Annotated in this window: 14 protein-coding genes; 8 read left to right on the top strand and 6 right to left on the bottom strand. The window is 58.2% G+C overall.

What is annotated here, in order from left to right:
• The first annotated feature begins 52 nt into the window (after nucleotides 1-52).
• From WBG04_RS11370 to WBG04_RS11345, 6 genes are all read left to right on the top strand, one after another.
• The gene (locus WBG04_RS11370; protein WP_424314547.1) at nucleotides 53-730 is read left to right on the top strand and encodes a hypothetical protein; all 678 of its coding nucleotides are present in this window, start codon (nucleotides 53-55) and stop codon (nucleotides 728-730) included.
• 92 nt (nucleotides 731-822) lie between these two features.
• Entirely contained in the window at nucleotides 823-2,112 is a 1,290-nt protein-coding gene (gene dgt, locus WBG04_RS11365; RefSeq protein WP_424314546.1) for a dGTP triphosphohydrolase, read from the top strand.
• 98 nt (nucleotides 2,113-2,210) lie between these two features.
• Nucleotides 2,211-3,386, top strand: coding sequence for a vitamin K epoxide reductase family protein (locus tag WBG04_RS11360; protein ID WP_424314545.1), 1,176 nt, complete (start codon nucleotides 2,211-2,213; stop codon nucleotides 3,384-3,386).
• Between the two features lie 218 nt (nucleotides 3,387-3,604).
• Nucleotides 3,605-4,171, top strand: coding sequence for a CAP domain-containing protein (locus tag WBG04_RS11355; protein ID WP_424314544.1), 567 nt, complete (start codon nucleotides 3,605-3,607; stop codon nucleotides 4,169-4,171).
• Between the two features lie 139 nt (nucleotides 4,172-4,310).
• The gene (locus tag WBG04_RS11350) at nucleotides 4,311-4,961 is read left to right on the top strand and encodes a ribonuclease HII (protein WP_424314543.1); all 651 of its coding nucleotides are present in this window, start codon (nucleotides 4,311-4,313) and stop codon (nucleotides 4,959-4,961) included.
• Nucleotides 4,948-5,328 carry a YraN family protein gene (locus WBG04_RS11345; protein WP_424314542.1) on the top strand — a complete coding sequence of 127 codons (381 nt, stop codon included), beginning with the start codon at nucleotides 4,948-4,950 and terminating at the stop codon, nucleotides 5,326-5,328. Before WBG04_RS11350 ends, WBG04_RS11345 begins: the two co-directional genes overlap by 14 nt.
• Here the strand turns inward: WBG04_RS11345 and WBG04_RS11340 are convergent.
• Nucleotides 5,325-5,873, bottom strand: coding sequence for a YqgE/AlgH family protein (locus WBG04_RS11340; RefSeq protein ID WP_424314541.1), 549 nt, complete (start codon nucleotides 5,871-5,873; stop codon nucleotides 5,325-5,327). The two genes, WBG04_RS11345 and WBG04_RS11340, sit on opposite strands and share 4 nt — an antisense overlap.
• A gap of 138 nt (nucleotides 5,874-6,011) precedes the next feature.
• Here WBG04_RS11340 and obgE point away from each other — a divergent pair, with 138 nt between their 5' ends.
• On the top strand, nucleotides 6,012-7,058 hold the full coding sequence (gene obgE, locus WBG04_RS11335) for a GTPase ObgE (protein WP_424314540.1): 1,047 nt from the start codon (nucleotides 6,012-6,014) through the stop codon (nucleotides 7,056-7,058).
• Nucleotides 7,059-7,133: 75 nt separating this feature from the next.
• Nucleotides 7,134-7,832: a gamma-glutamylcyclotransferase family protein gene (locus tag WBG04_RS11330; RefSeq protein ID WP_424314539.1), complete on the top strand. Its 699-nt coding sequence runs from the start codon at nucleotides 7,134-7,136 to the stop codon at nucleotides 7,830-7,832.
• Here WBG04_RS11330 and WBG04_RS11325 read toward each other — a convergent pair.
• The 5 genes from WBG04_RS11325 to WBG04_RS11305 form a co-directional block, all read right to left on the bottom strand.
• Entirely contained in the window at nucleotides 7,764-8,123 is a 360-nt protein-coding gene (locus WBG04_RS11325; RefSeq protein WP_424314571.1) for a phosphatidylserine decarboxylase, read from the bottom strand. The two genes, WBG04_RS11330 and WBG04_RS11325, sit on opposite strands and share 69 nt — an antisense overlap.
• A 118-nt stretch (nucleotides 8,124-8,241) precedes the next feature.
• Nucleotides 8,242-8,787, bottom strand: a complete 546-nt coding sequence (locus WBG04_RS11320; protein WP_424314538.1) for a hypothetical protein — start codon at nucleotides 8,785-8,787, stop codon at nucleotides 8,242-8,244.
• A 48-nt stretch (nucleotides 8,788-8,835) separates the two neighbouring features.
• Nucleotides 8,836-10,605, bottom strand: coding sequence for a DNA polymerase/3'-5' exonuclease PolX (gene polX, locus WBG04_RS11315; protein WP_424314537.1), 1,770 nt, complete (start codon nucleotides 10,603-10,605; stop codon nucleotides 8,836-8,838).
• Nucleotides 10,606-10,878: 273 nt separating this feature from the next.
• On the bottom strand, nucleotides 10,879-11,895 hold the full coding sequence (locus WBG04_RS11310) for an endonuclease/exonuclease/phosphatase family protein (protein WP_424314536.1): 1,017 nt from the start codon (nucleotides 11,893-11,895) through the stop codon (nucleotides 10,879-10,881).
• Between the two features lie 132 nt (nucleotides 11,896-12,027).
• A complete protein-coding gene (locus WBG04_RS11305) occupies nucleotides 12,028-12,333 on the bottom strand; it encodes a YbaB/EbfC family nucleoid-associated protein (RefSeq protein WP_424314535.1) in 306 nt (101 codons plus the stop codon).
• Nucleotides 12,334-12,405: the final 72 nt, after the last annotated feature.

Raw genomic sequence — 12,405 nt, 5'->3', positions numbered from 1 at the left:
GCGGAAAGGAAATGAATTCAAAGTGGAACTTAGTTAAGGTAAGTTGATTTCCATGGCTACCAAAGAAGAACTTAACCGTATTTTTGAAGAGGCGCTCAAGCAACCCGAAGCGCCGATCGCGACCGCCGCACCTGTCAAAGCTGCTTCCCTTGCTCAGCCGATGGCCGAAGCTCCGGCGGCGGAGCAAACGGCTGTGCCGACTGAAGCTGGCAAAATCGAGCATGCTCCGGTGACCGAGACGGATCCTGAGTTTGGCGCCTTGCTCGAAGAGCGCGAGGGTCGCATCAAGAAGAAGGCGTCTCGTGCCCGTTGGGCCGTGAATCTTTTGCTGATTGGTCTCTTTGGTGGCACCGCGACGGCGTTTACTGTTTCTCCGACGCTGCGTGGCAAAGTCGAGCACCTCACCGTGAGCCTCAAGGAAGGCGTCGAGGACGTGAAGATGATGGGCAAGGGCTCGGAGAACTACGACGAAGCTTTGGAAGAAATCGGCCAGCGCGGTAACCAGATCGATGAAGCGAGCCGTATGATGGGCGTCGATCCGACGACGGTGGACCCAGGAGATGATCCGAACATGCTTGCCGAGATCAATCAACTCGCGGGTGAGGACGTCGGTTTGGATTCCCGTCTTGGGAAGCTTCAAAGTCTCGGCAAGATTGGCCAGGCGATTACCGGTGCTGAAGGTCCCAAGACCAGGAAGGACTTTGCTTCTCCAGAAGTCGCTGCCGAGTGATCGGTGGCGTGATGCCATCCCGAAAGCCGCTTCTTTCTTCCGCCCGATTTGCTTTGCCCGGCCGACCCGGTCCGGGCTAAGCAAGAGGGGCGATGGAGAATGGGTTCTACGGAAAGTTTGATAGCGAGCGGCATTCGGGGAAGGAGAGCGATGGCGACTTTCGAACTCCGTTTCAGATTGATCGGGACCGCGTCCTTCACACACCCGCCTTCCGCCGACTTCAGAACAAGACGCAGGTCTTCTGGAGTGGCGAGTATGATTTCTACCGGACACGCCTGACCCACTCGCTGGAAGTGGCGCAGATCGGACGCTCGATTTGCCATTGGCTCAAGTCAGAGGGAGACCTGCTTGCGGATGATTTCTTCATCGATCCGGATCTGGTGGAAGCGGCCTGCCTGTCTCATGACCTCGGTCATCCGCCTTTCGGGCATGCTGGTGAAAGAACCCTGAATCATCTAACAGCCGGTTGGGGAGGCTTCGAGGGAAATGCGCAAACGCTGCGGCTCCTGACCGAACGGATTTTCTCGGTGAAGGGAACGGGGATGGATCCGAGCCGGGCTTTTCTCGATGCGGTGCTCAAGTACAAGTCGCTGTGGAGCGAACGAAAGTACGTCGACAAGGAAGTCCCGGAGAATCACTTCCTCTACGATTTTCAGAATCCATGGCTCGACTGGGCCATGGGCGGGCATGACTTTCCAGCGGAGTACGCACCGGGCGACGCGCGGGATGCCTTCAAGTCGATCGAGTGTCAGATCATGGACTGGGCGGATGACACCGCTTACTCGCTCAACGATCTCTCCGACAGTGTTCGGGCGGGTTTTCTCACCATCGAGAAGATTGAGCGGTGGGCGGAGAAGAGTGGGGTTTCGTGCGGAGAGGGATCGCCACTTGGCAAGCTGATGGCGGCGATTCGAACCCAGCGGGTCGATCCCTTTGTGGGAAGTCGGATCGGGAAATACATCCGGGCATGCCGTCTTGAGAGCGACGTCAATTTTCTGAGTGCCGAAAGCAATCGCTACCGTTTTCGACTGGTGGTCGATCCCGAGGTGAAGGCCGAGTCGACCGTCTTCAAGAAGCTGGCCTATGATGTGGTTTTCCTCTCGCCCCAATTGAAACAGCTCGAGCACAAGGGCAGCTTCCTTCTGCGGGGTCTCTGGGAGGTCTTGGAAGAACGCTACGTCCGTGGCAATGCTGTCGACGGCCAGCTTTTCCAGCTGCTCCCGGAGGACGCCGCTGCGGGGATCGAAGCGGCAGGGAGCGAGTGGGATCGTGCCCGATTGGTTTGCGACTTTCTGGCAGGGATGACCGATGGCTATGCAACGAGAATGTACAAACGTCTCTTCACGCCTGACTTTGGATCGATTGGCGACTTGATCGGGTGAGCCCGCCCGAGGATCGATCCGGCGCTCGCAGTCGGGCGGACGGCTTAACGAAGATCTGGTCCTTGCGCATGGCGGCTTAGCGGCTTTGATTCGGCGCAGTGAAGAAAGTCCCGCGAATCATCGTTCGAATCCTGGCTGCGCTGGGCTTGCTCGTGTCTGTCTGGCTGACCTGGCTGAAGCTCAGCGGTCAGATCTCGTCGATCGCCGGTTGTGGGGCGGGAAGTGGCTGCTCCAACGTGCTCGGCTCGCGTTGGTCCGAGTGGTTTCTGATGCCGGTGAGCCTCCTTTCTTCTTTCCTGTATCTGGGTCTTCTGGGGCTGACCTTTCGTCCGCGGAGCACGCCTCTGTTCATCATGGCAATGCTTCTGATCGGGGCCGCAGTTTGGTTCATGGGTCTCCAGGTTCTGGTGCTGAAAAGTTTCTGTCCTTGGTGTCTCGCGAGCCATTTGCTCGGCCTGAGTAGCGGGTTCGTGATCCTTTTTGGTCTCAAGCCGAAGCTTGCGAAGCCCGGTCTTCCGCTGGCAACATCCGCGATGATTCTGGGGATCTTAATCCTAGGTCAAATCGCTGGTCCTCATTCTCATACGCATGTTATTACGGAGGAAGTATTTACGGTAAATTCGCTCAGTCCGGACTCCGAGAGTGGGCAATCCCCGCCGGATTCGGCCCTTCGAAGCGTCTCGTTTTTCGGTGGTGCGAAAAGCTATCCGGTCAAAGAGCTTCCCCACTTTGGGCCGGTCGAAGCACCCCACGTCGTGGTGGAATATTTCGACTATCTCTGTGCTTCATGCCGCGATCTCCACGGCGATTTGAAGACGCTTCAAGCAACTTATCCGGATCAGGTCACGGTGATCTGCCTACCCACTCCGCTTGATCGGGCGTGCAATCCAAACATGACGCCAGCGATGAGCAATCATGGTGGGGCTTGTGAGATTGCGCGGATGGCACTGGCGATTTGGAGGATCAAACCGGAGGCCTTCGAGGCGATCCATAACGCACTCTTCGAGGCCTTTCCCGCCACCCCGGATTTCGTGCGCGAGCTCATTCTCCAGCAGGTGACGGAGGAGGAGTTGGAAGCCGCGCTCGAGGATCCATGGATTGAGAATCAGTTGGCGGCCAATTTTGCCGACTTCGCGCGCTGGACCGCCAAAACGCCAAAAATGCCCAAACTTTTGGTCAAGGATTCGACCATGATGCACGGCACCAGCAGTTCGGCCGAGGCTTTCCTCGAGGCGATGAGCGAATTGCTGGAATTGGAAGAGCCGGTCCGCTGAGCCTCGAAATGGGAGCCGCGAGGGATTCTCTCGACGGTGCTTGATGGGGAATCGAGGCCCGCTCAGGGGCTCGGCATAAGCACTTGGAACTTAGGTGTATGTAGTTGGAAGTCGCTGATTGTGAACACCTACGCCATCGCGTAGAATAGTAAAAACAGATTTACTTTCAAGGCTTTGAAAGGTATTTCGCGATTGCTGTCTCACCCACGCAAACACACATGAAAACAACCAGCCTGCTCTATGGATTGGTCGCAGGGGTCACGGTGCTTTTGGCATCGTGCGCGACTGATCTGGACACAACGCGTGTCCCGATGTCCGCCGCGACCACGTCCAATGATTCTTCCGTCGCCGGGAAGTTGCGTCAGTCGATCACCCAGTATCGTCAGTCGATCGGTAAGTCTCAGATTCCCCGCCATGCGGCCCTGGATCGGATGGCCATGGATCATTGCCACTTTATGGCGAGAAACCGGGGGAAGTTCACTCTGGGTTCTGACAACATTTCCCACTATGGATTCGAAGAACGCTCGCTTCTCGCCCAGCGCCAGTTCGGAATGGCTTCGGTCGCTGAGAACGTCGCGGGCGGCGTGATTCGGGGCGACATCCCCAGTCAGCTTACCCATGCATGGACGTCTTCAAAGACGCACGCATACAACCTCAAGCAGAACTGGGATGCCACCGGCATTGGCGTCTACGTGGCCGATGACGGCATGGTCTATGCCACCCAGATTTTTGCCACGAAGACCAACTCGCAGATGCAGATGGTCGATCGTTTCCGTCAATTCTGAGTGCGGCAGGCGGTCCGCCGCTCATTCGATGGAGGAGGTTCCCAACGGGGCCTCCTCCTTTTTCTTACTCGCCAAGCAAGCACCTTACGGTAGTCGTAGTGGCCTTCGCGACCAGCGTCTTGGATGATGGAGGAAGCGGATGAAATCAACCGAGAAGCTCTGCACGATGCCTGACCTTTCCCTCGAAGCTGATTGTCACGCCCGGGGCTTCAAGATGGTCGCGGGGGTGGACGAGGCAGGTCGTGGTCCTCTTGCGGGACCGGTGTCGGCGGCGGCAGTCGTGCTGCCTCCCGGTTTTTCCTGCGCGGATCTCGACGACTCCAAAAAGCTCAGTGCCGCCAAGCGCGAGCGGATTTTTGAATCCCTCATGGCGACGCCCGGTCTGCATTGGTCGCTGGCTTACGCCGAACCCGCAGAGATTGATCGGATCAACATCCTGCGTGCGACGCATGCGGCGATGGCGCGGGCCGTCGCTGGCCTGGGTATCGAGGTCGACCACTGCCTGATCGATGGTCTGGCGGTGCCGAACTTTGCCTATTCCCACAAGGGCGTGGTGAAGGGGGACGGACTTTCGCTATCCATCGCGGCTGCAAGCATCATCGCCAAAGTCGCGCGTGACCGGCGGATGCTGGATTACGCCGAAGAGTTTCCGGATTACGGCTTTGAGCGGCACAAGGGCTATGGTACGAAGGGGCATCTTGAAGCGCTCCGTCGTCATGGCCCGTGTGGCATCCATCGTTTCTCGTTTCAGCCCGTCGCTCAATGCTCCTTGCCAATTGACCGGAGCTGATGGCCAGCGCGTGACCCCGGCGGAGATTGGTCTCCGTGGCGAAAAAATTGCGCAGGCCTGGCTGCGCTCGACCGGCGCGAAACTTCTCTACAACAACTTCCGGGCACCTCAGGGTGGCGAAGTGGACATTGTGGCGAAAGATGGCGCCGTGCTGCTTTTCACCGAGGTCAAGACGCGGACCTCGACGGATTTTGGTCGGCCACTCGATGCGGTCAACCGGGCCAAGCGGAAGCTGATTCGTCGCGGTGCCAATGAATGGCTGCGGCTGCTTGGTACCCGGGATATCCCGTGGCGATTTGACGTGATCGAAGTGATCCTTCAGGAAGGGGAAAAGCCGAAGGTGAACCGGGTGGAGAACGTCTTTTAATTCTTTCCGGGGTTCTCTGGTGCTTCCGCGAGGATACGATGATAGGGCGAAAGATCGCCAAGGATCTCGGTCCAGAGGCGGTCGTTGTGTTCCTTGCCGAAGAGCGTGGGATGGGGCTTGGCTGGGATCCACGACTCTCGACGCAGTTCGGATTCCAGTTGGCCGGCGGTCCAGCCGGAGTAGCCAACGAATGCCCGGACGATGATTCCGGGTTGCTTCGATCGTTCGATCGCTTCGTGCGCGGGCAGGCGCAGTTGCCAGTGGAGGCCGTCGTGGGGGTTCCACCAGAAGGCAGAGAAAGTCAGTTGCTCGCGCGACACCGGTCCGCCGACATATACGGGAATTCTTGCGAGATGGGAAAAGGCCTCGTCTTTGAGAAAGTCCCCGACGTCGTGGCCGGTGGGCTGGTTGAGGATCAGTCCGTGGGCCCCCTCATCGGCGGAGTGACTGGCCAACAGAATCACCGAGCGGTTGAAGAAACCGTCGCGTAGTGAAGGGTCCGCGAGAATCAAGGTGCCCTCGAGCTGGATCTGAGAATCTGCCATTTTCTGAGGGAGGCTAACCCCGCTTCCGCCATTGCGAAAGGAGTTCTTGGATTTGTGCGGCGAGGATTCCCTCTGAAATCGCTGGACGGGAAGGGTTGAAAAGCCCACACGCTGCGCTCAGCATCCACGGAAAGCAGCATGTTTATCGATCACATCAGGATTTTTGCCAAGGCGGGCGACGGGGGAAAAGGACATGCCTCCTTTCGTCGGGAGAAGTTCGTGCCGAGGGGCGGTCCGGATGGGGGCGACGGTGGCAATGGCGGCCATGTGGTCCTCAAGGTCGACTCGTCGACCGATCACCTTCGGCAGTACCATTTCGATCCGAAACTGATTGCGGAAAACGGCAATCCCGGCGGACGCCACAAGAAGACCGGCAAGGGTGGCAAGACCATCATTGGCAAGGTGCCGCCAGGAACCGTGGTCTATCGTTCGACGGCCAAAACCCCCCAGGAAGCGGCGGAGATGGAGCGATCCGAAGAGGGCATCGACCTCGAACCGGTGGCCGATCTGACCGAGGAAGGTCAGGAATTCAGACTCTGCGAAGGGGGAATCGGAGGCAAGGGCAACGTCCATTTCAAAACGGCAACCCACCAGACGCCGACCGAGTTCACTCCTGGAACCGAAGGGGATTTTGGAGTCTACTATCTCGAACTGCGGCGCATCGCGGATGCCGGCTTGGTGGGTTTTCCGAATGCCGGAAAGTCGACGCTGATCAGCAAGCTTTCGCATGCTCATCCCAAGGTCGCCAGCTACCCCTTCACCACGCTGAAGCCGGTGGTGGGTGTGGTCGAGTTCCCGGGGTTCAGGCGCTGCACGCTGGCCGACATTCCGGGGCTGATTGAAGGGGCGCACGAGAACCGCGGACTCGGTCACGAATTCCTGCGGCACATCACGCGTTGCCGGATGCTGCTTTTCGTCGTCGATATCGCAGGGAGCGAAGGACGCGATCCGATTTCCGATCTGCAGATTCTGCGGACGGAAGTGAAACAGTATGACGAGGACTTGGCGGCCTTTCCCTGGATGGTGATTGCCAATAAAATGGATGTCGAAGGTGCGGAGGAGAACCTCAAGATTTTCGAGCAGCGCTTTCCCAAAATCAAAGTGATCCCGGTTTCCGCCGAAGAGGGTGAGGGCATGGATGAATTGCGGAACTACCTTGATAACGAGATCGGGTATCGGGGTTAGGTCGATGAAGATTTGAAACGCCAAGTCGCCAAGGACGCGAAGTGATGGATGACTTGGGCATCAGGGATGAAGTGAATGTCTGATGGCGGTCATCTGGTTTTTGTTTACGGCACGCTGAGACGCGGGGCGTCGAACGCGTTTCGCATGGAGGGTGCGGAGTGGATGTATCCTGGATTTGTTAGAGGGCTTCTCTATCGGGTCGATTGGTATCCGGCGATTGTCCTCTCTGACGAAGGAGGCATGGTTGCCGGGGAGCTTTGGAGGGTCGATGACGAGAAGCTGCGGGACTTGGATGCCTTCGAAGGGGAGGAGTATCGGAGGACCAGGGTTACTGTTTTTTCCGGCAACTCGATTCACAAAGGAAACGAGTGGGAAGGCGAGCAGACGGAGGCCTGGATTTGGGAGTGGAAGGGGGAAACCAAGCTGCTCGAACGAATCCTCAGTGGTGATTGGATTGATATTGAAGCGCCAGGAGCCCCGAGGATATGCACCTCCATGGGCTGCCTGAGCTTGCTGGCCTTGCCAATTGGAGGCGGGGCCATTGCGGCGTTCCTTGAGAATCTGATCGGATGGAATGATTTGGTGGGAAAAGTGTATTCGGGAGTGATCCTGCTGGCGGCTCCTGTTCTGGCGCTGTCTTTGGTCCAGATGGCCGATCGAAGAAGGGAGAGAGGTCAGGGTTGGCGGGACATCACCACGGCTGTGTCAGTGATTTGGTTGACTGTCCTGGTGCTGGTGGTTGTGGTTAAGATGATCGGGTTTTTCCTTGGTTGAGTTCTCTTCGATTCCTGGATCTGAGTCCTGGGGTTGGCGCTGCTCTCTAACAGGTCGGCGGAGGGCTTCACGGCGCCGGGTTCGAAAGTGGTGATGGTGGAAGGGGGCATCGAAGGTGAAATGCCCTTTTTCGTCGCTTCTTCTAACAGGCTGGCCGGGCGTGTAGGCCTGGAGGATCGGGCCGACACGGGTAGCAGCGATTTTCATCCAGAGGACGAGGCCGGGTTCAGGGGATTCGAGGTGGACGATGGTGCGCTTGTTTTCCCAGAGATAGGCAAGGCCTCGGGTCAGGGCTTGGTCTCGCGTGACGCAAGGTAAGTGGATGAATCCCGAGTGCCATTGCGCAAGGCCAATGCTCTGGGGAAACTAGCTGCCCCTTTAAAAGGGGTAAATCCTTCGCCAGAATCAATTACACGGGTTCATCGATTTGAATCAAAAGATCGTAAAAGATGCCATAGATCTTTTGCAAGGTTTCCACGTCGGTGATTCCTTTTTCAATGGCCAGTTCCAGTTTTCGATCGTGGGCACTCCCAGTAATGCCCATGTTGAAATCAGTGCCCAATCCAATGATGAATGACCGAACCGCCTGGCTGGAAAAAAGCATCCGTGTCCGTTCGTCGTTATTGGTTTTCACGACCACCTTCCTGTCGAATTCGGGATAGCCCAATTCCACATCCTGCATCCCAAAAAACTTACCGATCTCGTCGATAAACTCTTCGTTATGAATGGCAAATTTGTAGTCACTGCTGCTGGTTAGACGGGCGGAGAAAATCGTCAATTCAAAGCCGCCTTCAAAGCCGCCGCCCCAATCAATATCAATGATCAGAATGGTTTGGTGACCTCCCTGGTTTATCTGCGCATGATAGTCAAATATTTCGGTGCTGCCCAGATCGGCCGCAATCTGCTTCCAGATTTCGGATTCGTTGTTGCCGGAAAATGTTTTGATCTTGTGCATCGGACCAACGGTTTTGGTTCCGAGTATCGCAAACGTGGTGTTGTCTCGCTAGCGATTTTTCTGAAAACGTTCGCTCTTTGTTTGGGATAGAAACGCTCTGACTTCCTTCAGCGTCCGTGTGTTCAGCACATCCTGCCTGCGGAGCCAGCCTTTGCGGGCGACTTGGGCACCGAGGCGGAGGAACTGGAATTGAGACGGGTGGTGGGCGTCGGGGTTGATGGAGCAGAGCACGCCCTTGTCGCGGGCCTTGTGCCACCAGCGCCAGTCCATGTCGAAGCGCTTGGGGTTGCAGTTGAGTTCGATGATGGTTCCAGTGGCAGCGGCGGCATCGATGAGCTTTTCGTGATTCACGGCGTAGGCGTCGCGGCGCAGGAGGATGCGGCCGGTGAGGTGGCCGATCATGGTCAGGTGTTCGTTCTCCATGGCCCGGATGATGCGCTTGGTCATGGTTTCCTCATCGAGGGAAAAGGCGTTGTGAACGGAGCCGACGCTGTAGTCGAGCTGGGCGAGGATCTCGTCGTCGAAGTCGAGGGTGCCGTCCTTGAGGATGTCGACTTCGGAGCCGGCAAAGATGTGGAGTTCGTCGCCGCGTTGCTCGTTCCATTTTCTGATCTCCGCGACTTGTTCGAGCAGTCGATCCGGATGGAGGCCATTGGCCTGGGGTGAGGATTTCGAGTGGTCGGCGATGCCGAGGTAGCGCAGGCCGAGTTCGATGGCGGCTGCGGCCATTTCTTCGAGCGTGGCTTTGCCGTCGGAGGCGGTGGTGTGGTTGTGGAAGGTGCCGCGCAGGTGTTCCCAGTGGATGAGGTTCGGAAGATCACCGGACTCGGCGGCTTCGATTTCGCCACGGTTCTCACGGAGTTCGGGTTCGATGAATTCGAGTCCGAGACAGCGGTAGATGTCACGCTCGTCGTTGACGGTGGGAATGGGATCGTGCTGGGTACTTTTCCCGGCGGCGGTGAAGCCGTATTCGTTGAGGGAGAGGCCTTGCTTGAGGGCGCGGGAGCGAAGGGCGACGTTGTGTTCCTTTGAGCCGGTGAAATACTGGAGGGCGAAGGGGAACTGCTCGTTGGAGACAGCGCGGAGGTCGCACTGGAGTCCGTTGTCCAAACGAATGGAGCACTTCGTGTCGCCGTGGACGATGACGTCGCTGGCGATGTCGAGTTTTGAGAAGAAGTCGGTCAGTTGGGCCGGCTTTGAGGTGGCGACGATGAAGTCGAGATCGCCGATGGTCTCTTTGGATCTGCGCAGGGATCCGGCATACTGGGCGCGTAGTACTTCGGGGTGGGAACGCAGTGTTTCCAGGATCTGCTCGGCGGCGATGGTGGCGTTGTCGAGACGGAAGCGATCGGCGAACTTGTCGCGGCGGGCGATGGCTTCGAGGATCTTTTGCTCGGTCTTCTTGCCGAAGCCGGAGAGTCCGGCGACCTTGTTCTGCTCGCAGGCGGTTTTGAGGGAGGCGATCGAGTCGATGCCGAGTTCCCTGTGGAGGGCACCGACCTTTTTCGGGCCGATGCCTTCGAGGTCGAAGAGCTCGAAGAAGGAGTCGGGGTAGTTGCCCCGGAGTTCTTCGTGGAACTCGAGTTTGCCGGTGGTGGCGAGTTCGTGGAGTTTTTGCTGCAGGGCTTCGCCGATGCCCTTGATGCCCGAGAGTTCATTGGCCTTGGCGAGCGCGAGGATGTCTTCGTCGTGGGTGCGCACGATCTCGGCACCGTTGCGGTAGGCGCGGGTCTTGAAGGGGTTGGCACCCTCGACTTCGAGGAGCAGGGCGATCTCGTCGAGGACGGCGGCGAGGGATTCGCGGGTAGGCTCGTGCATGGGGGAATTGAAACGCCTAGACGCCAAGGGCGCAAAGGATTATGGGGGATCGAGTGGAGCCGCGGAGAGTTAGGGCGGGCTTTTGGGGATCGGGATTCAGGGGGCAGTGGTCAGAAGGGCAGAAAGGCTGAAGAGTAAGAGGGCGCGAAAGCGCCTGCTGTCTTTCTGACCCCTGGATCCTGAATCCTGTACCCCAAAGCTGGAACGATGGGCGACGAAATTTCCCGACCTTCGAATGAAGCGCCGACTGAAGTCAGCGGTCCGGGCGCTCGCTTAGTTCAGCAGCAGGTCGGCGACGACCATTCGGTGGTCGGAGTGGCGCGTGGTGACGGCGCGGCAGCGGACGGGGGTAAAATGGCGGGTGGTGTGGATTTGATCGAGCCTGAGGATCGGGATGCGGCGCTGGAAGGTGTTGCCCCAGCCGGTGCCGGCGCGATTGAAGGCATCATCGAAATCGCGTTCCAGAAGCCGGGCAGTGGGATCGGTGGGCGGGGCGTTCAGATCGCCGCCAAGAATCACGGCTTGTCCGTAGGGAAAGTCGGTGGTGTCTTCGAGGACCTTGAGGGCGACGGCGATTTCGACTTTGCGTTGTTTGCGGTTCGCTTGGTGATTCCGCCAGCACTGGCGTTGCCAGAGTCGGAGGTCGGTGGAAGCCGAGGAGAGGTGAAGATTGACGACTTCGATGGTGGGTCCGCTGGGTGGCTGGACCGTGACGTTGTAGTTGAAGTAGAGGAACTTCGGGTCGCTATTTCGCACTTCCCTCAGAATTTTCCAGCGGGTGACGACACCGTTTTGGGCGAAGGCCCGAAAGTCACCGGTTCCTCCGTAGAGTCGGTCGGCGATCTTCTTCACTTGGAATGGGGTGGCTTCCTGCAGCAGGACGATGTCGGGTTGCCAGGCGGCGATGTCTTCGGAAGGATCCCCGAAGCGGAAGAGGGCCGTATTGAGGGTCAGGACGCGGATGGGTTGGACGCCGTCGATGGGCTCGGGTTTGCCGCGTTTCGGAGCCGGGGTGGCGAGGTTGCCGATGACGCGAGCCTCGTCGGCTCCGAGCAGGATGGTGAGTGCCCAGATGGCGGTGACCAGCAGCGACAAGGGGGCACGGAGAAAGTAGAATGCGCTGGATGAAAGGAGCAGTCCGATGCCGCCCCAAACCCAAATCGGCATGACCGTGAAGGCGGCCAGTCGGTCCGGCTGACGGGCGAACGCGTAGACTGTTAGAAGATGAAGCGCCAGCGACAGGCCGACAAGCAGCCAGCCGGAACTTCGGGTGAAGGGAGTGGTGCGCATGGGCCGCCTGGGCGGAGTTTCCGATGATCGATGTTCCAATGCCGAATCGGGGGAAGGAGCGGAACTGCTGGCGGAAATTTGGCCGTCCGGGGAGCGGCGATCACAGCGTTACGATGGGTGCTCTTGGGCCTCTTACATGCCCGGGAGACCCATGCCGCCGGTGAGGCCTTTCATTTCCTCGGCGGTTGCTTGCTTGCCTTTGGCGATGGCTTCCTGGACGCCCTTGAGGACGAGGTCCTGGAGGAATTCGACATCCTCGGGGTCGACGACTGCGGGATCGATGGTGATGGATTTCACATCGCCCGCGCCATTGGCGACGACGGTGACTTTCCCGCCGCCGACGGAGGCTTCGAAATCGGTGGCAGCGAGTTCTTCTTGTTTGGCGAGCATGCCGGCTTGCATCTGCTGGGCCTGCTTCATCATTTTCTGGAGGTTCATAGGATTGTTGGTGGGGTGGGATTGAATGGTTGGGGCTCGCTTAGCTGGGTGGCTGAATTTTCAATGCTCAAT

The sequence above is a fragment of the Haloferula sp. genome (assembly GCF_049672945.1).
Taxonomy (GTDB): Bacteria; Verrucomicrobiota; Verrucomicrobiia; order Verrucomicrobiales; family Akkermansiaceae; genus Haloferula.
Note: the sequence above shows the minus strand (reverse complement) of the source record. Positions and strands in the feature narration are given on the sequence as shown.

Bases quoted from the DNA above. Each gene is read 5' to 3' on its own strand.
- dgt (WP_424314546.1), top strand. From the start codon at position 823: ATGGAGAATGGGTTCTACGGAAAGTTTGATAGCGAGCGGCATTCGGGG.
- WBG04_RS11330 (WP_424314539.1), top strand. From the start codon at position 7,134: ATGTCTGATGGCGGTCATCTGGTTTTTGTTTACGGCACGCTGAGACGC.
- polX (WP_424314537.1), bottom strand. From the start codon at position 10,605: ATGCACGAGCCTACCCGCGAATCCCTCGCCGCCGTCCTCGACGAGATC.
- WBG04_RS11310 (WP_424314536.1), bottom strand. From the start codon at position 11,895: ATGCGCACCACTCCCTTCACCCGAAGTTCCGGCTGGCTGCTTGTCGGC.
- obgE (WP_424314540.1), top strand. From the start codon at position 6,012: ATGTTTATCGATCACATCAGGATTTTTGCCAAGGCGGGCGACGGGGGA.
- WBG04_RS11350 (WP_424314543.1), top strand. From the start codon at position 4,311: ATGAAATCAACCGAGAAGCTCTGCACGATGCCTGACCTTTCCCTCGAA.
- WBG04_RS11355 (WP_424314544.1), top strand. From the start codon at position 3,605: ATGAAAACAACCAGCCTGCTCTATGGATTGGTCGCAGGGGTCACGGTG.
- WBG04_RS11320 (WP_424314538.1), bottom strand. From the start codon at position 8,787: ATGCACAAGATCAAAACATTTTCCGGCAACAACGAATCCGAAATCTGG.
- WBG04_RS11305 (WP_424314535.1), bottom strand. From the start codon at position 12,333: ATGAACCTCCAGAAAATGATGAAGCAGGCCCAGCAGATGCAAGCCGGC.
- WBG04_RS11370 (WP_424314547.1), top strand. From the start codon at position 53: ATGGCTACCAAAGAAGAACTTAACCGTATTTTTGAAGAGGCGCTCAAG.
- WBG04_RS11340 (WP_424314541.1), bottom strand. From the start codon at position 5,873: ATGGCAGATTCTCAGATCCAGCTCGAGGGCACCTTGATTCTCGCGGAC.